Source organism: Streptomyces sp. NPDC049915 (assembly GCF_040656475.1).
GTDB lineage: Bacteria > Actinomycetota > Actinomycetes > Streptomycetales > Streptomycetaceae > Streptomyces.
In genome coordinates, this window is sequence record NZ_JBFAMH010000013.1 from 109,931 (window position 1) to 131,414 (window position 21,484).

General features: G+C 71.0%; 15 protein-coding genes and 1 pseudogene. 4 read left to right on the top strand and 12 right to left on the bottom strand.

The window, feature by feature from the left end; all coding sequences use genetic code 11:
* Positions 1 to 456: 456 nt before the first annotated feature.
* The 5 genes and pseudogenes from AB0J12_RS23090 to AB0J12_RS23110 form a co-directional block, all read right to left on the bottom strand.
* The gene (locus tag AB0J12_RS23090) at positions 457 to 1,341 is read right to left on the bottom strand and encodes an FCD domain-containing protein (RefSeq protein WP_363266241.1); all 885 of its coding nucleotides are present in this window, start codon (positions 1,339 to 1,341) and stop codon (positions 457 to 459) included.
* A gap of 164 nt (positions 1,342 to 1,505) precedes the next feature.
* Positions 1,506 to 3,599, bottom strand: coding sequence for an ABC transporter ATP-binding protein (locus AB0J12_RS23095; RefSeq protein WP_363266242.1), 2,094 nt, complete (start codon positions 3,597 to 3,599; stop codon positions 1,506 to 1,508).
* A 154-nt stretch (positions 3,600 to 3,753) separates the two neighbouring features.
* Complete coding sequence (locus AB0J12_RS23100) at positions 3,754 to 4,512, bottom strand: NUDIX hydrolase (RefSeq protein ID WP_363266243.1); 759 nt, start codon at positions 4,510 to 4,512, stop codon at positions 3,754 to 3,756.
* Positions 4,513 to 4,947: 435 nt separating this feature from the next.
* Positions 4,948 to 5,181 (bottom strand): annotated as a pseudogene (locus AB0J12_RS23105) (glycogen debranching N-terminal domain-containing protein); the annotation flags it as partial.
* Between the two features lie 548 nt (positions 5,182 to 5,729).
* Positions 5,730 to 7,268: a DUF4192 domain-containing protein gene (locus AB0J12_RS23110; protein WP_363266244.1), complete on the bottom strand. Its 1,539-nt coding sequence runs from the start codon at positions 7,266 to 7,268 to the stop codon at positions 5,730 to 5,732.
* Between the two features lie 257 nt (positions 7,269 to 7,525).
* Here AB0J12_RS23110 and AB0J12_RS23115 point away from each other — a divergent pair, with 257 nt between their 5' ends.
* Positions 7,526 to 9,691 (top strand): RecQ family ATP-dependent DNA helicase, encoded by a 2,166-nt coding sequence (locus AB0J12_RS23115; protein ID WP_363266245.1) that lies wholly within the window; start codon positions 7,526 to 7,528, stop codon positions 9,689 to 9,691.
* Between the two features lie 363 nt (positions 9,692 to 10,054).
* Positions 10,055 to 10,675, top strand: coding sequence for a hypothetical protein (locus tag AB0J12_RS23120; RefSeq protein WP_363266246.1), 621 nt, complete (start codon positions 10,055 to 10,057; stop codon positions 10,673 to 10,675).
* Between the two features lie 443 nt (positions 10,676 to 11,118).
* On the opposite strand, the gene AB0J12_RS23125 is transcribed toward AB0J12_RS23120, so the two are convergent.
* The 3 genes from AB0J12_RS23125 to AB0J12_RS23135 form a co-directional block, all read right to left on the bottom strand.
* A complete protein-coding gene (locus AB0J12_RS23125; RefSeq protein WP_363266247.1) occupies positions 11,119 to 11,736 on the bottom strand; it encodes a hypothetical protein in 618 nt (205 codons plus the stop codon).
* 68 nt (positions 11,737 to 11,804) lie between these two features.
* Positions 11,805 to 12,506, bottom strand: a complete 702-nt coding sequence (locus tag AB0J12_RS23130) for a ribonuclease HII (RefSeq protein ID WP_363266248.1) — start codon at positions 12,504 to 12,506, stop codon at positions 11,805 to 11,807.
* Positions 12,507 to 12,627: 121 nt separating this feature from the next.
* Positions 12,628 to 13,251: a TetR/AcrR family transcriptional regulator gene (locus AB0J12_RS23135; protein ID WP_363266249.1), complete on the bottom strand. Its 624-nt coding sequence runs from the start codon at positions 13,249 to 13,251 to the stop codon at positions 12,628 to 12,630.
* 181 nt (positions 13,252 to 13,432) lie between these two features.
* On the opposite strand from AB0J12_RS23135, the gene AB0J12_RS23140 reads away from it, so the two are divergent.
* Positions 13,433 to 14,980: an MFS transporter gene (locus AB0J12_RS23140; RefSeq protein ID WP_363266250.1), complete on the top strand. Its 1,548-nt coding sequence runs from the start codon at positions 13,433 to 13,435 to the stop codon at positions 14,978 to 14,980.
* A gap of 468 nt (positions 14,981 to 15,448) precedes the next feature.
* Here AB0J12_RS23140 and AB0J12_RS23145 read toward each other — a convergent pair whose 3' ends face one another.
* The 3 genes from AB0J12_RS23145 to AB0J12_RS23155 form a co-directional block, all read right to left on the bottom strand.
* The gene (locus AB0J12_RS23145) at positions 15,449 to 16,354 is read right to left on the bottom strand and encodes an ADP-ribosylglycohydrolase family protein (RefSeq protein WP_363266251.1); all 906 of its coding nucleotides are present in this window, start codon (positions 16,352 to 16,354) and stop codon (positions 15,449 to 15,451) included.
* 12 nt (positions 16,355 to 16,366) lie between these two features.
* Positions 16,367 to 17,026, bottom strand: coding sequence for a phosphoglycerate mutase family protein (locus AB0J12_RS23150; protein WP_363266252.1), 660 nt, complete (start codon positions 17,024 to 17,026; stop codon positions 16,367 to 16,369).
* An 84-nt stretch (positions 17,027 to 17,110) separates the two neighbouring features.
* A complete protein-coding gene (locus tag AB0J12_RS23155) occupies positions 17,111 to 17,716 on the bottom strand; it encodes a YdbC family protein (RefSeq protein WP_363266253.1) in 606 nt (201 codons plus the stop codon).
* Between the two features lie 154 nt (positions 17,717 to 17,870).
* Here AB0J12_RS23155 and AB0J12_RS23160 point away from each other — a divergent pair, with 154 nt between their 5' ends.
* Positions 17,871 to 18,404: a TerD family protein gene (locus AB0J12_RS23160; protein WP_363266254.1), complete on the top strand. Its 534-nt coding sequence runs from the start codon at positions 17,871 to 17,873 to the stop codon at positions 18,402 to 18,404.
* A 93-nt stretch (positions 18,405 to 18,497) separates the two neighbouring features.
* Here the strand turns inward: AB0J12_RS23160 and AB0J12_RS23165 are convergent, their stop codons facing one another.
* On the bottom strand, positions 18,498 to 21,392 hold the full coding sequence (locus tag AB0J12_RS23165) for a vitamin B12-dependent ribonucleotide reductase (protein ID WP_363266255.1): 2,895 nt from the start codon (positions 21,390 to 21,392) through the stop codon (positions 18,498 to 18,500).
* Positions 21,393 to 21,484: the final 92 nt, after the last annotated feature.

Sequence of the window (21,484 nt, forward strand, 5' to 3'; positions counted from 1 at the left end):
TGTCACCTCTTAGGTCATCGCGTTGTTTCCACGAGCGTTACGCCCAATCTTCGTGGCCCGAGTCACACCCCGTAAGCGCTCAAAAGCGGTCAGACACGGGCACACATGGTCACTTGTACCCGTGGACGGGGCGCCGAATCCCCGTTCGACTCGGGTTCACGGTCCCGTCACCGACACCGCCGGGCTCCGTCACCGACCACAGGCACCGCCCGACGGCCACAGGCGCCACCGAGACCGACCGGTGACCACGGGCCCCGCCAGAGGGTGGAAACGACGGCCACAGTGGGTGGAAGCAGCGGCCACGTCACCTTCGTCCCGCCGCCGGACCAAGCGCGCCCGGCCACCGGTCCCCGCGACATGGTGCGCAGCCCGCGGGGACCGGTGTGGCGGCGGACGGCCGGTGGATACCGCAGGAGGGGGGCGGCATCCCCCGGCCGGGCCGTCCGCGGAACGGGGTCAGTGTTCGCGCGGCGCGGGAACCACGGGCTCCACCTCGGGGTGGACGGTGAGCAGTTGCCGCATGGCCATCTCGGCCGCGGAGCCGTCCGCGGCGGCGAGGGCGTCGACGATCCTGCCGTGCAGCGCCAGGGACGCGTCGTTCGGCCGGTCACAGCCGGCGATCGGGCCGCCGGAAACCTGAAGGGCCGAGGAGACGATCCCGGAGAGGTGCTCGAGCATGCGGTTGCCCGCGAGCTGGATGAGCAGGGTGTGGTACTCGGCATCGGCACGGGCGAAGGTCAGCGCGTCGCCCTGCGCCAGGGCGTGCCCCATGATCTCGACCATGTCGGCCAGCCGCTGCTGGATGTCCTCACGCCCGTGCCCCGCGGCCAGGCGCGCGGCCAGCGGCTCGATCGTCCACCGCAGCTCGTGCAGCTCACGACGCTGGTCGTCACGCTGCGGTCCGAACGCACGCCACTCGATGATGTCCGAATCGAGAAGGTTCCAGTCGCTGACGGGGCGCACGCGCGTGCCCACGTTCGGGCGGGCGCTGACCAGTCCCTTGGCCTCCAGCACGCGGAGCGACTCGCGCACGACGGTGCGGGAGACCTCGAAGCGCTGGCCGATCTCCTCGGGTACCAGCGGGCGGTCGGCACCCAGGTCACCGGAGACGATCATCTGTCCCAGCTGCTGGACGAGTTGGCCGTGCAGCCCGCGGCCGCGGTTGCCCGCGGCCCGCCGGCCCACCCGGCCGAGCTCGGGCTCCGCTCCTTCCCAGACGGGTGCGCCGACGCGGTCGGCGGGGGCCTCGGCGTAGGGGTAGCGGTCGAGTTCGCCCGGGCCGGCGAGGCCGGAGTCTGCGGAGCGGGCGGCGGTCATCATGGTGTGCGCAAGGGTACTCACGGATTCCTTTCTCGGCGCTGCCCCCAACTCCCTTGAGGGCTTTGGTGAAAAGCACACGAAAGGGTGATCGCTCACCGCATCGCAATTGACGCCTTATCGGAAAGAAATGAGCTTCCCTCGGGAGAGTTGCACACAACCCGTGCAGGGGCGGGCACGGACGGTCGTCAGCGGACCCGGCTGCGCAGGTTGGTGAGCACATATGCGCAGAGCAGAGCCGTGAGGGACAACATCAGCGCGCCCCCGACAGGTTGCGCGATCAAGCGAACGGCGGCGAGCAGATAGCGCTCTCCGCCGAAGGGCCACTGCAGCAGAAGCACCTCACGCATCCGCGCGGACAGCCCGGCGGCCTCTCGCACGGACGCTCCCGCGACGGCCTGGTGTACGAGGGGCACGACGGCGACCGGTACGGCGACCACGGCGGCCAGCCCTGCCGTCGTGGACCGGAAGACACCGGCGGCCAGCACACCGGCCCACGCGCATCCGACGACCAGCCCGGCCCAACTCGCGGACATCACAAGCCAGTCCCCGGGAACTTCCGTGAGCTCCCGCCCGTAGAACAGGTACAGCACTTCGGCATCGCAGCCCACGGAGAGAAAGGCCAGCATCAGCGCCGTGGCCGCGGAGACCACGAGCTTGGCCGTGAGCAGCCCCAGCCGGCGGGGCACGGTGCCGCGGTCCGCCGCCAGAGCGGGGTGGCGGAACTCGTCACCGAACGCGAGCGCGCCCAGCAACCCGGCACCGAGCGCAGCGGGCGGCCAGGGCAGTTCCCGCGGCCAGGCGGCGAGCAGCCGGTGCTGCGGAGTGTGCCCGATGCGAGCCAGGATCACGGCGGTGAGAGCGGAGACGATCAGCACGGCGGCGCAGGTGACGAAACCGGTACTGATCCCCGTGGCGCGCCGCACCTCGTAACGGAGGGGGCGCAGGGGGCTGGGCGCGGGGCGGACGGAGATGGGGGGTGGGAGGGGAGGGAGGGGGGCCCGAACCGCAGAGGCATCCTGACCACCGCGGTCACCACTGCCGCGCCCGCCGTCAGCGTCCGACTCCTCTTCGGCGTGCGGCGACTCTTCAGCGTGCGGCGGCTCTTCCGCGTGCGGCTGCCCTTCCGCGTGCGGCTGCCCTTCCGTTACCGCGGGAAGGCCTGTCGCCCGATGTTTCGTTGCCTCTGCGGCCAGTGAGACCTCAGTTACTTCCTGGGTCGCTTGGGGTCCGATGACCGGTCGGTCGCCGGCTCCGCCTGGCCCTTCGCCCTCCGCGGCAGGGAGAGCCGCCCGATCCCCATCTCCCTCGCTGCCGTACGCCCGCTCAATCTCCCCGAGATCAGCGCCGTTCCCGGCCTCACCCCACGGTTCGGCGGCCGCGCCGGCGCCCATGTCGCCGACCTCGTCGGCGAGTTGGTGAACGAGGATGCCGTACCGGTAGGCGATCTCTCCGACCTCGGCGCAGGTGCTGCCGTACACGGAGAGGCGGTTTCCGGCCTCGGGCACGACCTCCACGGAGCGCCGGGCAGTTCGGGCCTCCTTGGCGAGCAGGGCCGCCAGGCGGGGCGCGTGCGGGCTGCGCACGGCCACCCGGGGCCGCAGCCGGGTTCGGGAGAAGTCCGCGGCCTCCTGGTCGGCGACGACCTTGCCCTCCTCCAGGGTGACGACCCGGTCGGCGGTGCGGGCGGCCTCTTTGGGGTCGGTCGTGGTGAGCAGGACCGTGCCGCCCTGGGTGGTGTGCGCACGCAGCATCCCGTGCAGCCAGCGGCTCTCCCGGGCGGAGAGCCCGTCGGTGGGGTTGTCGAGGACGAGGGTGTGCGGGTCGGCGAGGAGGGCGCAGGCCAGTCCGAGCCGGCGGTCCATACCGCGCGAGAGAGTGCCGAGGCGTTCCTCGCGCAAGCCGACGAGCCCGGCGGCTTCGAGGACTTCGTCGGCCCGGCGCGCCGGGACTCCGGCCGCCGCGCACAGCATGCGCAGATGACCACGGACCGTGCGGGCGGGATGTCCGGGGACATCGCCCAGCACCACTCCGACCTCGCGGGACGGATGGGCGATGCGGTGCAGCGGGCGGCCTCTGAAGTAGGTGATGCCACGGCCCTGTTCGAGTTCGAGCATCAGCCTCAGCACCGTGGTCTTGCCGGCACCGGCTGCGCCCAGCAGCGTGGTGACGCGGCCCGCATGCGCCTCGAAGGAGACGTCGTCGACGGCGGGGGGAAGGTCCTTGCGCGGATTGCTGGTCAGTCCGAAGGCCTGGATCACCGCAGCAAGATAGCGCGCCATTTCGGGTTTTTCGGGCATCCCGGGCGCGTTCGGTGCTGGTCGCCGCCGTACGGCATCCCGTAGGTCCTGGAGCACCCGTGTGGCCCTGCAGCCGGCATGGCCCGTGCAGCAGCGCGGGATTCCGGGAGCAGCAGATTGCCCCTGATGGGGACTGTCAGACTTCGGGGCGCAGCATCGGCGGGTTGAGCAGGGTGGCGCCGCCCGCTCGGAAGAGCTGGGCGGGACGGCCGCCCTGGCGGGTGGTGGTGCCGCCCGTGGGGACCAGGAATCCCGGGGTGCCGGTCACCTTGCGGTGGAAGTTGCGCGGGTCGAGAGCGACGCCCCACACCGCCTCGTACACGCGGCGCAGCTCGCCGACCGTGAACTCGGGCGGGCAGAACGCCGTGGCCAGCGAGGAGTACTCGATCTTGGAGCGGGCGCGCTCGACGCCGTCCGCGAGGATCTGCGCGTGGTCGAAGGCGAGGGGGGCGACCGCTTCCCCGTCACGGCCGTAACCGCCCTGCTGCAGCAACTCCTCCACGGGGGCCCACCGCGCGTTGCTGGCGTCACCGCCCGCCCGCGGCGCGGGCAGATCAGGGGCCAGCGCCAGGTGCGCGACGCTGACGACGCGCATGCGCGGGTCGCGCTTGGGGTCGCCGTAGGTCGCCAGCTGCTCCAGGTGCGCGCCGTTGTCCTGGACGGGTACCGAGGGGTCGTGGACGCGCAGTCCCGTCTCCTCGGCCAGCTCGCGCGCTGCGGCCTGCGCCAGATCCTCATCGGCCCGTACAAAACCGCCGGGCAGCGCCCAGCGTCCCTTGAACGGCGCCTCGCCCCTGCGCACCGCCAGCGCGCACAGGGCATGGCGGCGCACGGTCAGCACGACCAGGTCCACGGTGACGGCGAAGGGCGGAAAGGCTGACGGGTCGTAGGGCATGCGGCGATCATAGTCGTCTGCCTGACGATAAACACGCCCTTCGTCGGCCGCTTCGCCCGCTGATCCACTTCCTTTCGCCCGTGCGGTGCGCCGTGCGTCCGGCTTCCTTTCGCCGTGCGGTGTGCAATGCGTCCGCCGCCTTCCGTTCCGGGTCATCTGTGCCGGGGTGCGGCAGGCGGTTCCCGAGACGCACGTTCTCCGGCTACCGATCTGCGGGCGCGAAGTGATCCCGGGATCAGGTCGGAGCAGCCGGTCACACACGGGCCGACCTGATCAAGTCTCAGGCAGACCGGATCACGATCGAAACAGCGCGGGTCATGGTCGACAGCGGATCACGGTCGAAGCGACGTGGATCACGGTCGTCAGCCGATCATGTCGAAACATCGCGGATCACGGTCGACAGCGGATCACGACCGAGACGGACCGGGCGAGCCGGTCGGCGCCGGTCGTCCGTGCCTGCACGGTGAGCGGTTCACGCCCGGCGACCCGGACTTGGCAGCGGGACAGCAGACGCCGGCCGGCGCGGTAGATGCCGTCCAGCCGTCGGCCGGTGAGCTGCCCGTCCTGCGAGATCGCGAGTCCGGGCAGCGCGACGCCGATCAGGCTGGTGTGAACGGCCGGGAGATCGACCGGCTGCCGGGGGGCGGTGGGCCGGGCCGGCGGCGCTATGCCGTGGGAGGTCGGTCGCGGGGCGGTCGCGGTGCTGCCGGGGGCGCCCGGTGATGTGGCCTCGGCGGTAGCGGGTGTGGCGGCATGCGCGGCCGGGTGTGGCTGCGGGATGTTGGTGGAGGCCGTGGGTGCCGTGGTCGGTGTGAGGTGCGGGCCGCCGGCTGTCCGGTGCGGCGAAGCTGTGAGGGTGTCCGGCGGGGCCGCGAACGGCGGCGTGGGCTGCCGCATGCGATGGCGCTTCTGCCCGCTGTGCGTCTCGGGCGTGGTCGGCGCCGGATGGGGGGCTGCGGCGGAGCGGGTTCGGTGCGGCCGTACACCTGGCCCTGAGGTTCCGCCACTCAGGTGAACGGAGCTGGGCTCGCCGGGGTCACGCCCCCACCGGAATGGCTCTGGGGCGGGCTGATGGTGACACGCCCGATCGCGAACCCCTCGGGGCGGGCCGGACCTGGATCGACACCCGAAAGCGTCACTGCTCACAGCGGTTCGGCGGCCCGCACCACCGCCGTCCGCGCACCTGCGACGCCCCGTGCCTGCCGGCGGAACCCCACTCACCTTTCCCCCTCGACGTCTGCGCCGGCCGTCGGCGTGCCGTCCCCGGCGGCGCCTTCGTGCCGGCCGGTCGTCCTGCCCGCGGTGCGTGGGCGTGCGCCGGCCGGTCGTTGGGTCCGCGGGCGCGTTCCGGCCCGCGGGCGTCCGGTTCCGGGGCGTCGTCGCCGCTCGCCGGTGCCGGACCTCGGCGGCACCTTCACCCCGGTACCGGTCGCAGGCTGGACGGCGTCCACATCGGCGGCATCGCCGGCGCAAAGGCCGGGTGCCGCGGAGGGCTCGTCGGCGCACGGTCGGTCCGTGCCGTCTCGGCTCTCTGCCACGGCGCCGGCACGCTCTGCTGACGTCGCGGCACGTGTGCGTTCGTCACGCGCCGCGCGCAGGCAGCGCCGCACCGACTCGGGGTCCAGCCCTTCGTTGACGGCCTGGTGGAGGAGGCGCGCGAAGACGTACGTGGGGTCCGCGGCGAGCGCCATGGCGAGGGCTTCGCGGGCTTCGATCTCGTCACCTGTCGACCAGGCGACCCATCCGGCGAGGGTGAGGGGCGCCGCGGCGTGCTCGCCGTAGGGGCCGACGCATCGACGGGCGAGTGCGCGCCACAGGCGGAGTGCGGGGTCGGCTTCGTCGCCCTCCATCCACTCGGCCAGCCGGTCGCGGGTGGTGCGGTCCTGCAGGCCGAGAATCAGGGCAGCGGCTTCGTCGTGGTCCAGCAGTTCGTCGTCACGCCGGTCCGCTGCGGCGGCGCCGGACAGCGGTGGCGCTCCAGCCAAGCGCCGCATGACCTGTTCGGCGGAGGTGACCGTCTCCTCGGCGACCTCGAGGCCCGCACCGTCGATGATCCGGGGAACCAGCGCCATACTGGCGGTGTCCAGGGCCACCTCCTGTTCGAGGGCGGCGGACGTCTCCCAGGGCAACAGGCGTGCCCGTAGCTCGCGCAGCGTGCCGCGCACCCGCACGCCCGCGTAGGCGGCCGCGGCTGCCAGTACGGAGGTGCCGGGCAGTCCCATCGGGGCGCCTTCGGAGGGGCAGCAGGCCTCGCGCTCGCAGATGTACGACCAGTAGCGGCCGTCCGAGATGCACAACGCCTCGATGACCGGTACGTCGAGCGATCCGCACTCGGTGCGGAGTTTGTGGGCGAGCGGCTGCAACCGCTCCATGACCTGCCGGCCCGTCTCGCCGGGCGCAGGCTCCTGGCAGAGGTAGGCGACGATCTGCTCCGGCGGGGCGCCTCGCCGACGGCCTCCGGTGATGAGCCCCCGGGTCAGCTCACGGGCGACCGCAGGCCAGTCGTCGGTGTTGCGGGGGATGCCGAGCCGGGCCCGGCCGCCGAACCGGCCACGTCCGCCGTGGTCGTGCAGGGCGACCAGGACGATGCTGTCCTCGGGGCGGTAGCCGAGCAGGTAGGGCAGGGCGTCGGCCAGCTCGGCGGGGGTGCGCAGGGTCACCTGGTGCGCGGGGAGGTCGTCGGGTCCGAAGGGGCCGACAAGATGGCGGAACGCGTCGTTTTCGAAGGATCCTGTGGTTTCGCTGTGGTTCGTCATGCGGAGACGATCTCGCGGATTTCGATGTTCCGGTTGGGGCTGTGGATAAGTTCGGTCAGGGACACGTCAACGTATGCCTCCGACCACCGTGGCCAGTCCTCGCCGAAGGACCGGCCGAGCGCCTCCCGAGGGCCGGCGCAGCGAGCCGTCGCAAGGCCCGCCTGCGCGAGCCGTCACTCGCCACCGGAGCCCCAGCCGAGCGAGCCGTCGGCCGCCGCCGTACCCGGATTGTCAGTGGCGTCCTGTTGTATGGACACATGGAGCACACGAGCAACGCGGATCTCCGGGCGGCCGCCGACGCGGTCCTCGCCCGTCTCGTCGGGGACCCGACCGGCGCGGCGCGACTGCGCGAGGACCAGTGGCGGGCGATCGAGGCGCTCGTCGCGGACAGACGCCGTGCCCTGGTCGTGCAGCGCACGGGCTGGGGAAAGTCCGCGGTCTACTTCGTGGCGACCTCGCTGTTGCGGGCCCGGGGCAGCGGGCCCACGGTCATCGTCTCCCCCCTGCTCGCGTTGATGCGCAACCAGGTGGACGCGGCGGCCCGGGCCGGCATCCACGCCCGCACGATCAATTCGGCCAACACCGAGGAGTGGGCGACCGTCCAGGCCGAGATCGCCGCCGGTGAGGTGGATGTGCTGCTGGTCAGCCCCGAGCGGCTGAACAACCCCGACTTCCGCGACCAGGTTCTGCCCGCGCTCGCGGCCGCCACCGGCCTTCTCGTGGTGGACGAGGCCCACTGCATCTCGGACTGGGGGCACGACTTCCGGCCGGACTACCGGCGGCTGCGGACCATGCTCGCGGACCTGCCCGCGGGAGTGCCGGTGCTGGCGACCACGGCCACCGCCAACGCCCGGGTGACCGCCGATGTCGCCGAACAGCTCGGCACCGGCGACACCTCCGACGCCCTGGTGCTGCGCGGCCCACTGGACCGGGACAGCCTGACGCTGGGCGTGCTGCGGCTGCCGGACGCCGCGCACCGGATCGCGTGGCTCGCCGACCATCTCGACGAGCTGCCGGGTTCCGGCATCATCTACACGCTCACCGTGGCCGCCGCCGAGGAGGTCACCGCCTTCCTGCGACAGCGCGGTCACACCGTCGCGTCGTACACCGGGCGGACGGAGAACGCGGAGCGACAGCAGGCCGAGGACGACCTGCTCGGCAACAAGGTGAAGGCTCTGGTCGCCACCTCCGCGCTCGGCATGGGGTTCGACAAGCCCGACCTCGGCTTCGTCGTCCACCTCGGTTCGCCATCCTCGCCGATCGCCTACTACCAGCAGGTCGGACGCGCCGGCCGCGGTGTGGAGCACGCCGAGGTGCTGCTCCTGCCGGGCAAGGAGGACGAGGCCATCTGGGAGTACTTCGCCTCGCTCGCCTTTCCCTCGGAGGACCTGGTGCGACGCACGCTCGACGTCCTCGGGCGAGCCGCGGGGCCCCTGTCCCTGCCGGCGCTGGAGCCTCTGGTGGAGCTGCGCCGGTCCCGGTTGGAGACGATGCTCAAGGTCCTCGACGTGGACGGGGCGGTGAAGCGGGTCAAGGGCGGCTGGATCGCGACCGGGCAGCCGTGGACGTACGACGCGGAGCGCTATGCCTGGGTCGCGCGGCAGCGCAAGGCGGAGCAGCAGGCGATGCGGGAGTACGCGTCGATGACGGGCTGCCGCATGGAGTTCCTGCAGCGGCAACTGGACGACGAGGGCGCCAAGCCGTGCGGCCGCTGCGACAACTGCGCGGGATCCCGTTTCACGGCCGACACCTCGGCGTCCGCTGTGGACGCGGCGCGCGTCGACCTCGGCCGGGCCGGTGTCGAGGTCGAGCCGCGGCGCATGTGGCCGACAGGCCTGCCGGCGATCGGCATCGAACTCAAGGGGCGCATTCCGGCCGGGGAACAGGCAGGTCCGGGGCGGGCGTTGGGGCGTCTGTCGGACATCGGCTGGGGCAACCGGCTGCGGCCTTTGCTGGCACCGCAGTCGCCCGACGGGCCGGTTCCGGACGATGTGGCGAAGGCCGTGATCGGCGTGCTGGCCGACTGGGCCAAGGGGCCCGGCGGCTGGGCCTCGGGAGCGGAGGAGACCCCTCCCCGCCCGGTCGGTGTCGTCACGCTCGCCTCGCGCAGCCGGCCGCAGTTGATCGCTTCCCTCGGCGCGCGGATCGCGGAGGTCGGGCGCCTGCCTTTGCTGGGATCGGTCGAGTACGCACCCGATGCCTCTCCGGTCGCGCGCAGTAACAGCGCCCAGCGCGTCAAGGCGCTCACGGGGACGCTCACGATGGCGCCGGAACTGGCCGCCGCCCTGAGAGAGGCCCAGGGCCCGGTCCTCCTCGTCGACGACTTCACCGAAACGGGCTGGACATTGGCGATCGCCGCCCGGCTGCTCCGACGGGCCGGGGCGCCCGGGGCGCTGCCGCTCGTCCTGGCGGTGCAGGGCTGAGCCACCGGCTCGGCGCGGAGACGCGAGCCGGTGCGCAGCAGCGGCCCGCCCACCGCGCCGAGCCGCCCGTTGCTCGGCACTGCAGCGGTCGTCTCTCACTCTCCGTGGCGCCTTCCGCCCGCGCCGTGGCGGTGCATCAGCGGCCGGGAACGGGGGAAGAAATACAACGCCGAGATATAAGCCTCACACCAGCTCATACCGGTCTGTGGCCCCAATTGCTCGTTGCCGCATCCAAGTTCGACAGGAAGAATTGAAGTCCGCTCCCCGCGCGGCCCGCCCGTGGTCCGGCAGAGCTCTGCTGCGGTGTGGGCTCCCTCGAATCCGACTCGCCCGCAGTATGGGCGCGTAGCCGAAGGGAGGAACGTGACCTTCGGATTCGCTCCGTCCTCGGCGGCGTCCTTGTCGACGTCCGCGTCCGCCGCGTCCGCCAGCCGCTTGCTCGAACCCGCCGAGTGGGCCGCCGCGGGAATCCCTCTGCTGCGCAACCCCAGGGAAGTCGTCAGCGGACTGCACGCCCGGCACCAGCCTGGGCCGTCGACCGCGATCGTGGCGGTTCTCGACCCCGACGAGCGGCTGCGGGCGAGCGCGTCCTTCACCCGCCGCCCCGCGCCGGCCGACGGCTGGCTGTTCCGCAACGTGCTCCTGTCCCAGCTGCGCCGGGTGATCCCGCACGACCTGCGGCGCCGTACTCCGGTGCGCACCGCCGTGCTGCTGTACTGCCGTGAGGGCGACGCACGTTGGACGGAGGAGGACGGCGCGTGGATGTGGGGACTGCGTGACGCCTGCACCTTGCACGGGCTGCGCTGCGGGGCCTACATCACCCTGACGCGCGACGGCTGGCAGGTCCTCGGCGAAGGCCGCGGCGGCCGCCGCCCCCACGCCTCCTCCACACCGGAACCCTTTGCGACGGCCGAGGCGCCGCCTCATCTGCCCCGCACGGGCGGCGTAGCGTCGGAGATCCTGCGCCGGGCAGCGGCCCGCTGACGCGACGGGCTCACCGGGACCCGAAGGCTCACCGGCTCACGGCAGTCACCGCGCTGACGGAAGCCAGCGAAAACCCACCGAAGCCGTTGGCCGTAGCAGGCAGGCCCATGACCCAACCTCGCGCCCTCGCGCCCGGCTTCACGGGCCATGCCTCACGGGCCGAGCCCGCACCCACTGCCCCGCCGGGCTCCTGCGCCGAGCCCGGCGGGAGCGGATGCAGACCGGCTCTGTGCCGTACAACAGCCCGGACGCGGAAACAGTCCGGCCACTCGAGCGGACGCAGCCGCTGTCACCCAGCGGGTACGGCGCATCTCCGGGGCGGCGCGGCCCACACGGGGCCTGGCAACCCTGGCCCGCAATGGCCTGGCAACCGTCGAGCACCGGCCCGTCCGGTCGGCCCGTAACGGTCCGCGGACGGTGCGGCCGAGGCCGTCGGCGGGCCGTCAGACTCCCGCGCCCAGCACCGCGTTGATCTTCTGCGGGTCGCCGCAGACGATCAGCAGGGCGCCTGCCTTGCCGTGCGCGATGGACAGTGCGGTCGCGGCAGCGGCGTCGGTTCCACCGTTGAGCGCGACGACGACCACGGGCCGGGAGGCAGCACGGCCGACCACGGCGGCGTCGGCATAGAAGACGTCGTCGCGCGCATCGTGCTGCGCCCAGTACGACGTCTCGCCGAACGACAGCTCGTGGGTGGCCCACGGGTGCTGCTCGCCGGTGGTGATCACCAGCACGTCACCGGGGGCGCGGCCGGAGTCGAGGAGCAGGTCCAGGGCCTCCTCGGCGGCGTCGAGGGCACCCTCGACCGAAGCCGGGATCAGCTGGATCTGCGCAGCCGCCGGGGCGGCGGCGGCCGGTGCCGGCTGGGCCGGGACCGCTTCGCGGGGCGTGCGCTGCACCGGAGGCGTGGGCCGGAGGGGGCCGGGACGGCCGGGGCGGGCCGGAGCCGCGGGGCGGGGACCGGGTACGGGACGAGGGGTCGGCGCGGTGCGGCCACTGGCCGGAGTGGCGCGGGGACCCTGGGCACTCTCGTGAATCTGAGGCTCCTCGGGAATGAGAGGCATGGGCTGATATTTATCAAACGTTGGTGCGGCTCACGTGAACGGGTGGCACATGAGTGCGAGCGAAACGGTCAGAAATCGAAGCCGAGCTGGCCCTCGATCTCCGGAACGCTTCCGTCCGCCCAGCTGCGGGCCTTCTTGAGGTGCTGCCACTGGGGCAGCGCATCAAGATACGCCCACGACAACCGGTGGTGGGGGGTGGGCCCCCACTCGGCCAGTGCGGCCTTGTGCACGGGCGAGGGGTACCCGGCGTTGTCCGCAAAACCGAAGTGTGCATGCTCGACGCCCAGTTCGGCCATCATTTTGTCGCGCTGGACCTTGGCGATGACCGAGGCCGCCGCGACCGCCACACACGAACGGTCCCCCTTGATCACCGTGCGGACCTGCCACGGTGTGCCGAGGTAGTCGTGCTTCCCGTCGAGGATCACCGCGTCGGGACGGACGGGCAGGCCCTCCAGGGCCCGTCCCGCCGCAAGCCGCAGCGCGGCTGTCATCCCCAGGTCGTCGATCTCCTCGGGGGTGGCGTGCCCGAGGGCGTACGCCGTCACCCACTTCAGCAGCGCCTGCGAGAGCTCGTTGCGTCGCTTGACGGTGAGCAGTTTGGAGTCGGTGAGCCCCTCGGGGGGGCGGCGCAGTCCGGTGACCGCCGCGCAGACGGTGACGGGACCGGCCCAGGCGCCGCGCCCCACCTCGTCGACACCGGCGATGACCTTTGCTCCGGTCGTGGCGCGCAGGGAGCGCTCGACGGTGTGAGTAGGTGCTTCGTACGGCATGGCGTCCTTAGCGTACGCCGCCGTGATCCTTGAGCGACACCCCGGCCCCCCTCCCGACGACAAGCCCTTCCCCACCCGACGACAAGCCCCTGTGACCTGACGACGCACCTGCGACCCGCCGTCAGTCGCCGCCCGGTCGCAGCAGCGGAAGCATCAACTGGTCGACCATCTCTTCGATGTCCTGGTCGCCCCATTCGCTGGCGCACATCTTGGCGCGGTACATCATCATGGCCGGAATGGCGTCCAGGACATAGCCATTCGCGGCGCCGACCCGTACCTCGCCCCGTTCGATGCCCCGTTCGATGATCTCGCGCAGCAGCTCCAGCATCGGCTGGACCACTCCGTCGACGATGACCGTGTGGAAGCGCTCGGCCTGCATCGGATCGCATTCGTGAATCACGGCCCGCAGGGCGAGTCCGGGGAGCGAGAACATGGCGTCGCGGGAGCGCCGGCACAGCGCCAGCAGATCCTCCCGCACGCTGCCGAGGTCCGGGGCGCCGTCCAGCGCCGGCAGTCCGGCCTGCAGTGCGTCGGCGACCAGGTCCTCCTTGGACGGCCAGCGGCGGTAGACCGCCGCCTTGCCGGTCTGGGCACCGGCGGCGACGCCCTCCATGGTGAGGCCTTTCCAGCCGACCGTGCTGAGCTGCTCCAGCGCGGCGTCGAGGATCGCGCGTTCGAGCACGGCGCCGCGCCGGCGGGGAGCGGCCGTCCGTGCGGGGGTGGCCGTCCAGCGCGAGGTAACCATCCGAGTGTCTCCAGGCAGAGAGAGCGGGTGTCGTGGGGCAACGGGGCTTGGGGCACGGCAGGGGGCGGGGGACACGCCGAGCAGCCGACCACAAGGTGAACGCTTGCGTTCTCTATGGGGGCTCACTACCGTGGACGCGACAGTGAACGCCATCGTTCACTAAGGCTCTTGTGGGGGACCCATGGCCACTACCTCTCAACTCGTCCAGGACCAGAAACCAGGTGCGGCTCGCCGGGAGGGGCATCCCGGCATCGCACTCGCCGTCATCGCGGCCTGCCAACTCATGGTGGTACTCGACGCGACGATTGTGAACATCGCCCTTCCGCACATTCAAGACGCGCTCAAGTTCAGCACCACCGACCTCACCTGGGTGGTCAGCGCGTACACGCTCACCTTCGGCGGTCTTCTGCTGCTCGGGGCGCGGGCCGGAGACATCCTCGGCCGGCGCCGCGTCTTCATGACCGGCATCCTGCTGTTCACCTTCGCCTCCCTGCTGGGCGGACTGGCCCAGGAGCCCTGGCAGCTGCTGGCCGCCCGGGCTCTGCAGGGCATGGGGGGCGCGATCGCGTCGCCGACGGCGCTGGCGCTGATCACCACGACCTTCCCCGAGGGCCCGGAGCGCAACCGGGCCTTCGGCGTCTTCGCCGCCGTCTCCGCGGGCGGCGGCGCGATCGGCCTGCTGGCCGGCGGCATGCTCACCGAATGGCTGGACTGGCGGTGGGTGCTGTTCGTCAATGTGCCGATCGGGCTGCTGATCGCCGCGCTCGCACCGCTGTACATCACCGAGTCCGAGCGACACCCGGGGCGCTTCGACATCGCCGGGGCACTGACCTCGACAGCCGGTATGGCATCCCTGGTGTACGGCTTCATCCGCGCCGCGGAGGAGGGCTGGCGGGACAGCCTGACCCTCGGCTCCTTCGCCGCCGCGCTCGTACTGCTGGTCACCTTCGTGTTCACCGAGAGGCGGGCCAAGGAGCCGATCACCCCGCTGCGGATGTTCGCCGACCGCAATCGCTCCGGCACCTACGTGATCATGCTCAGCCTGGCCGCGGCGATGTTCGGGATGTTCTTCTACATCGTGCTGTTCGTGCAGAACGTGCTCGGTTACAGCCCGATCAAGGCAGGTCTCGCCTTCCTGCCCGTGACGGTCGCGATCGCCATCGGCGCGGGTCTGTCCCAGCGCTTCCTGCCCCTGCTCGGCCCGAAGCCGTTCCTGCTCACCGGCTCGGCGCTGGTGGCGGTCGGGCTGGCCTGGCAGGCCATGATCGACCCGGACAGCACCTACGTCGGCGGCGTGCTGGGCCCGATGCTGATCTTCGGCTTCGGCATGGGCCTGAACTTCGTGACGGTGACGGTCACGGCCGTCTCCGGTGTCGCCCAGCACGAGGCGGGCGCGGCGTCCGGCTTGCTGAACGCGACGCAGCAGGTGGGCGGTTCGCTCGGACTGTCCATCCTGACCACCGTGTTCGGCTCGGCGAGCAGGGACGAGGCGCGGAAGCAGGTGCCCGATTTCCTCGCCAACGCAACGGCACAGCAGAAGGCTGAGTTCGCCAGGACGCACCAGCTGCCGGCCCCCTGGGGGCACGAGGTCCTTGCCCACGGCATTTCCTCGGCGTTCGTCCCCGCCGCGGCCATGGCGGCCCTCGCCCTGGTCACCGCGTGGGTGGTGATCCGGGTCCGCAAGAGCGATCTGGAGGCGCTGGCGGGCACGGCCGGACCGATGGCCTGATCCGGAGGGGCCCACACAGCCGGAGGGGCCCACGCAGGACGGCGGATGGTCGCAGCGCGCCCGGAAGACCGACGACGGCAACGCCGGTCCGGCCATCCGCACCCCTCCGGTCGGCCCCAGTCCTTGCCATCCGGGCGGCCACCACTGCCGGAGCGACGGCAACCGCAGGACAGCCAACCGCAAGGCGGCCATCACGGCCCACCCCAGATTCAAGACCAGCATCCGCATGACCACCCCCCGATCCGTCGGTGCCGCCCACTCGAGCGGCGCATATCGCCGCGAGGCAAAGACAGCGGCGCAATGCCAGCGACTGACGGGACAACGCGCGGCGATTACACGGAGTTCCCAGCCAGTACGGAGAGTTTCCCTGCGTACGTGAGCGGCGGCCCGGCAACGGGAGCACCCAAGCGCGCCGGCCGGACAACTCTGGCGGACAGCGCCCAACCTCTCAGGCCGACAACCAACCGTTCAACCGGACACCGGTACCCAGCCCGGCAGTGCCTCCGTCCGGTCCACCCAGGCCCCCGGCGGTCCGCCCGCCTTCCCGGCGGCCAGCACGCCACCCACGATGGCGCAGGTGGTGTCCACGTCGCCGCCCACCTGAGCGGTGGTCCAGAAGGCCTCCTCGAAGTCGCCGAGGGACCGCGCGGCCGACCAGAGCGCGAAGGGAACCGTGTCGTGGGCGCTCGTGCGCCGACCACAGCCGAGCACCGCGGCGACGGTCGCGGCGTCGCCGTAGTCGAGCATGTCCCGTGCGCGCCGCAGGCCCTGTCCGACAGCGCTCTTGGGTACGAGCGCGACCACTGCGTCCAGCAGCGCCTCGGGGCTGGGCGGACCGCCCGGAGCGGCGGCCAGTGCGGCGGCCGCGGCCACGGCCATGGCGCCGACCACGGCCTCACGGTGCTGGTGCGTCGGGTACGCGGAGATCTCCGCCTGGTGGGTGGCCTGCTCGGGATCGTCGGCGTACCAGGCGCCCAGCGGCGCGATCCGCATCGCGGCGCCGTTGCCCCAGGAGCCCTGCCCCTTGAAGAGCGCAGCGGACAGCTCACGCCAGTCGCCGCCCTCGCGGATCAGCCGCAGCAGACGATTGACGGCTGGGCCGTATCCGCGGTCGAAGTCGTGGTGCTCGGCGAAGGAACGGGCCAAGGCGTCCTGGTCGATGCGCTGCTGGGAGGCGAGGACGGCGACCACGGAGCAGGCCATCTCCGTGTCGTCGGTCCACTGCCACGGGCCCGGCGGCAGCTCGCGGCTCTTGAGCAGCGGATAGTTCGCGGGAACGAAGAACTGGGAACCCAGCGCGTCCCCCACCGCCAGTCCGCGCAGGCTGTTCAGGGCACGGACCAGGCGCCCGTCGAAAGAGGAATCAGCGGTCATCGCCCTGCCACTCTATCCGGTGATCCCGTACGGTTCCGGATCTCGCCAGCGGTCGAACGGCCTATCGAGCGCGTACTTGCCGTCGTCCCCGAGGACGAGCATCCGCGTCTCGCCGTTCCCCGGGTTGGACAGCGACTCGAACTCCGCGACGGTCCAGTGGAACCAGCGCATACAGAACAGGCGCATGGCCAGGCCGTGGGTCACGATCAGCACGTTCGGCGGGTGGTCCGGGGCTTCGAAGCTGCGGAACAGGCTCTCCAGGAAGCCGCCGACCCGGTCGTACACGTCGGCGCCGCTCTCCCCTTGGGCGAAGCGGTAGAAGAAGTGGCCGTAGGCGTCCCGGTAGGCCTTCTGGAGGCGGACGTCGTCGCAGTCCTGCCAGTTCCCCCAGTCCTGCTCGCGCAGGCGGGGCTCCTCCCGTACCCGTATGAACTCCGGATCGAGGTGGAAGGCGCGCAGCGTCTCGTGCGTGCGGCGGTAGGGGGACACGTAGACGCTGACCCGCTCCTGGCCGAAGAGTTCGCGCAGTCGCTTGCCGGTCTCCCCGGCCTGCTGCCAGCCCCGCTCGGTGAGAGCGAGGGCGTGGTCGGGCTCGCGTTCATACACGGTGTCATCAACGTTGCCGGTTGACTCACCGTGCCGGACAAGGACGATGCGCCGTGGTCGTGCCATGCCGAAACCCTAGATCGGGTGTCGGCCGACCGGGTAATCGGACCGGGCTTATACGGCGTAGGTCACACCCGAGCGGGCGCCGGGTCACACGGTCCAGGTGGGTTCCAGGTCCACGATCTCACCCGACAGAGAGGCGATGTCCGCTTCGGTCTGGGCGCGCAGGGCCAGGCGTTCCACCCTCTCGGTGCGGTACTTGCCGTGCTCGGCGGCCGAGCGCCACATCGACAGCACCAGGAACTCGTGCCCCGGAGCCTCTGCGAACAGCCCGCGGATCATGCCGGGCGAGCCGGCCATCGCCGGATTCCACACCTTCTCCTGCATCAGCGTGAAGTGCTCGACGCGTTCCTCGTTGACCCGGCACAGAGCGGCCCGGATCAGGTCGGCGTCGGTGAAGCGCGGCTCGAATCCGGTCTTCACGTCGAAGCGGTAGTCGAACAGCCGGACCTGCGCGTCCTTGAAGGTGCCGGCCTGCGCGGCCGCCAGCCGGTCGTGGGAGCGGGCCATGAAGGAGTCGTAGAAGGCGCGGCTCTCCCAGAAGGCGAAGAGGTTCGCGACCTCGGGGCGTTTCCGGCTCCAGCCACCCCCCTGCCCTCTGAAGCCCGGCTCCCCCAGAAGCCCCGCCCATTTCCGCTGCCCCCGCTCGAAACCGCGGCGGTCCACCACGGTGCAGCGAATCCACTTGACCAGCACCGCGCCATCGTAAGGCCAGGAAACGTGGCAGGGGTCACTGTCCGGCCGACTCTGCCCGTACGAGGAGGCACGCGTGCGTGGCAGGATGGACAACCGTCCCTGCCCAGTGGGCAGTTCGGGGCGAGGGTGGTCGGGCAGTCGGGAAGGGGAGTCCGTGAACGGCCTCAGCAAGGGAATCCGCAAGGTCGAGGTCGCACTCAAGTGGGATCCGAGTCCGGCGGGGCAGCCACCGGCCGACCTGGACCTGGTCGCCGCGACGTACACGGCGGACGAGCCGTACGGCGATCCGGACTATGTCGTCCACTTCGACAGCCGCTCTCCGGACGGCACGATCTATCTCAACCGCGACAGCAGGGACGGCAGGGGCTTCGGCTGGGACGAGGTCATGACGCTCGAGCTGGACCGGCTGGACGGCCGGTACGCGCGCGTGGTCGTCGGTGCGGTCATCCAGCAGCGGTCGGCACACCGGACGTTCATCGGGGTGCTCAATCCGGGTCTGCGGATCCGCGAGGGATACACGGATCTGTTCGAGGGCGACTTCGGCGAGGTGCTCGGGGCTACGGCGGCGACGGTCGCGGAGTTCGTCCGCGACACCTCCGGCGAGTGGGGGTTCCGTCCGGGCGTCCACGGTTTCGAGGAGGACCCGGCGGACTTCGCGAGGGTGATGGGGCGGATCCGGCCGTCCTGAAAGCGAGGCCGCGAAGCACCGCGGGGCGGTGGAACCGTCTTTCCGGTTCCACCGCCCCGCGGTCAGTCGATGCGCGCCGTGCCGGCGCTCACCTCAGCTGCAGCCGCTGGTCGAGCCGCAGCCCTCGCAGATGTAGCAGGAACCGGCCCGCTGCATCTTCGTACCGCAGGAGAAGCACAGCGGGGCGTCGGCCTGGATGCCCAGCTGCATCTCCACCAGTTCCGCGTTGGTGTGAGCCTGCTGCGGGGCGGCCTTGGTCGCACCGGCGTCCGACTGCGGCGTGGCCACGGCCTTCAGCTCCTGGGCGCGCGGCGCCGACTGGGCCAGGCCCTCGACGTCGACCTCGTCGTCGGACGGCTCGTAGGAGCCGGTCTCCAGGTGGCGCTGACGCTCCTCGGCGGAGTGGATGCCGAGGGCGGAGCGGGTCTCGAAGGGCAGGAAGTCCAGCGCCAGGCGGCGGAAGATGTAGTCGACGATCGACTGCGCCATCCGCACGTCCGGGTCGTCGGTCATACCGGCCGGCTCGAAGCGCATGTTGGTGAACTTCGAGACGTACGTCTCGAGCGGCACGCCGTACTGCAGACCGACGGAGACGGCGATGGAGAAGGCGTCCATCATGCCCGCGAGGGTCGAGCCCTGCTTGGACATCTTCAGGAAGACCTCACCGAGACCGTCGTCCGGGTAGGAGTTGGCGGTCATGTAACCCTCGGCGCCGCCGACCGTGAAGGACGTGGTGATCCCGGGGCGGCCCTTGGGCAGGCGCTTGCGGACGGGGCGGTACTCGATGACCTTCTCGACCGTCTCGCGGATGGTCGCCTCGGCCTTCTCCGTGACCTCTGCCTTCTCCTTGTCCTTGGTCTTGGCGGAGAGCGGCTGGCCGACCTTGCAGTTGTCACGGTAGATCGCGAGCGCCTTGACGCCGAGCTTCCAGGCCTCGAAGTAGATCTCCTCGACCTCCTCGACGCTCGCCGTCTCCGGCATGTTGACCGTCTTGGAGATGGCGCCGGAGATCCACGGCTGGATCGCGGCCATCATGCGGACGTGGCCCATCGGGGAGATGGCGCGCTCGCCCATGGCGCAGTCGAACACCTCGTAGTGCTCCGGCTTGAGGCCGGGGGCGTCGATCACATTGCCGTTCTCGGCGATGTGGGCGACGATCGCCTCGATCTGCTCCTCCTGGTAGCCCAGGCGGCGCAGGGCCTGCGGGACGGTGCCGTTGACGATCTGCATCGAGCCGCCGCCGACCAGCTTCTTGAACTTCACAAGCGCCAGGTCGGGCTCGACACCGGTAGTGTCGCAGGACATCGCCAGACCGATGGTGCCGGTCGGGGCGAGGACCGACGCCTGGGCGTTACGGAAACCGTTCTTCTCGCCGAGGCGGACGACGTCCTGCCAGGCCTCCGTGGCGGCGGCCCACACCGGGGTGTCCAGGTCGTCCATGCGGACGGCCTTGCCGTTGGCGTCGGCGTGCTGCTTCATGACGCGCTTGTGGGCGTCGGCGTTGCGGGCGTAGCCATCGTACGGGCCGACGACCGCGGCCAGCTCGGCGGAGCGGCGGTAGGCCGTACCGGTCATCAGGGAGGTGATGGAGCCGGCGAGGGAGCGGCCGCCGTCGGAGTCGTACGCGTGGCCGGTGGCCATCAGCAGGGCGCCCAGGTTGGCGTAGCCGATGCCGAGCTGGCGGAACGCGCGCGTGTTCTCGCCGATCTTCTGGGTCGGGAAGTCCGCGAAGCAGATCGAGATGTCCATCGCGGTGATGACCAGCTCGACGACCTTCTGGAAGCGCTCGGTCTCGAAGGACTGGTTGCCCTTGCCGTCGTCCTTCAGGAACTTCATCAGGTTCAGCGAGGCCAGGTTGCAGGACGTGTTGTCCAGGTGCATGTACTCGCTGCACGGGTTCGACGCGGTGATCCGGCCGGACTCGGGGCAGGTGTGCCAGGTGTTGATGGTGTCGTCGTACTGGATACCGGGGTCGGCACAGGCCCAGGCGGCCTCGGCGATCTTGCGGAAGAGCGCCTTGGCGTCGACCTCCTCGATGACCTCGCCGGTCATCCGGGCGCGCAGGCCGAACTTGCCGCCCTTCTCGACGGCCGTCATGAACTCGTCGTTCACGCGGACGGAGTTGTTGGCGTTCTGGTACTGGACGGACGTGATGTCGTCGCCGCCCAGGTCCATGTCGAAGCCCGCGTCGCGCAGGACGCGGATCTTCTCCTCTTCCTTGACCTTGGTCTCGATGAAGTCCTCGATGTCGGGGTGATCGACGTCGAGCACGACCATCTTGGCGGCACGGCGGGTGGCACCACCGGACTTGATGGTGCCGGCGGAGGCGTCGGCGCCGCGCATGAAGGAGACCGGACCGGAGGCGTTGCCGCCGGAGGACAGCAGCTCCTTGGAGGAGCGGATGCGGGAGAGGTTCAGGCCGGCGCCCGAGCCGCCCTTGAAGATCATGCCCTCTTCCTTGTACCAGTCGAGGATCGACTCCATGGAGTCGTCGACGGACAGGATGAAGCAGGCGGAGACCTGCTGGGGCTGCTTGGTTCCGACGTTGAACCAGACGGGGCTGTTGAAGCTGAAGATCTGGTGCAGCAGGGCGTAGGCCAGCTCGTGCTCGAAGATCTCGGCGTCGGCGGGCGAGGCGAAGTACTGGTGGTCCTCGCCGGCCTTGCGGTAGGTCTTCACGATGCGGTCGATCAGCTGCTTGAGGCTGGTCTCGCGCTGCGGAGTGCCGACGGCACCACGGAAGTACTTGCTGGTGACGATGTTGACCGCGTTCACCGACCAGAAGTCGGGGAACTCGACGCCACGCTGCTCGAAGTTGACCGAGCCGTCGCGCCAGTTGGTCATGACGACGTCACGGCGCTCCCAGGTCACCTCGTCGTACGGGTGCAGCCCGGGGGTGGTGTGGATGCGCTCGATACGCAGCCCCTTGGTGCCCTTGGCGCCCTTTGCTCGGGAACCTCGTGCCGGACCGCTCGCCGTCTCTGTCATGCCGCCTCCCTGTACGGGCGAAAACGCCCTGAAGTGCCCCGATGTTCCCGTGGCACGGTGTTCTGTCTGGTGTCGCGGGCACCCTCTCGCTG

Bases quoted from the DNA above. Each gene is read 5' to 3' on its own strand.
- AB0J12_RS23165 (WP_363266255.1), bottom strand. From the start codon at position 21,392: ATGACAGAGACGGCGAGCGGTCCGGCACGAGGTTCCCGAGCAAAGGGC.
- AB0J12_RS23095 (WP_363266242.1), bottom strand. From the start codon at position 3,599: ATGGCGCGCTATCTTGCTGCGGTGATCCAGGCCTTCGGACTGACCAGC.
- AB0J12_RS23115 (WP_363266245.1), top strand. From the start codon at position 7,526: ATGGAGCACACGAGCAACGCGGATCTCCGGGCGGCCGCCGACGCGGTC.
- AB0J12_RS23150 (WP_363266252.1), bottom strand. From the start codon at position 17,026: ATGGCACGACCACGGCGCATCGTCCTTGTCCGGCACGGTGAGTCAACC.
- AB0J12_RS23100 (WP_363266243.1), bottom strand. From the start codon at position 4,512: ATGCCCTACGACCCGTCAGCCTTTCCGCCCTTCGCCGTCACCGTGGAC.
- AB0J12_RS23130 (WP_363266248.1), bottom strand. From the start codon at position 12,506: ATGCCGTACGAAGCACCTACTCACACCGTCGAGCGCTCCCTGCGCGCC.
- AB0J12_RS23110 (WP_363266244.1), bottom strand. From the start codon at position 7,268: ATGACGAACCACAGCGAAACCACAGGATCCTTCGAAAACGACGCGTTC.
- AB0J12_RS23125 (WP_363266247.1), bottom strand. From the start codon at position 11,736: ATGCCTCTCATTCCCGAGGAGCCTCAGATTCACGAGAGTGCCCAGGGT.
- AB0J12_RS23135 (WP_363266249.1), bottom strand. From the start codon at position 13,251: ATGGTTACCTCGCGCTGGACGGCCACCCCCGCACGGACGGCCGCTCCC.
- AB0J12_RS23145 (WP_363266251.1), bottom strand. From the start codon at position 16,354: ATGACCGCTGATTCCTCTTTCGACGGGCGCCTGGTCCGTGCCCTGAAC.
- AB0J12_RS23140 (WP_363266250.1), top strand. From the start codon at position 13,433: ATGGCCACTACCTCTCAACTCGTCCAGGACCAGAAACCAGGTGCGGCT.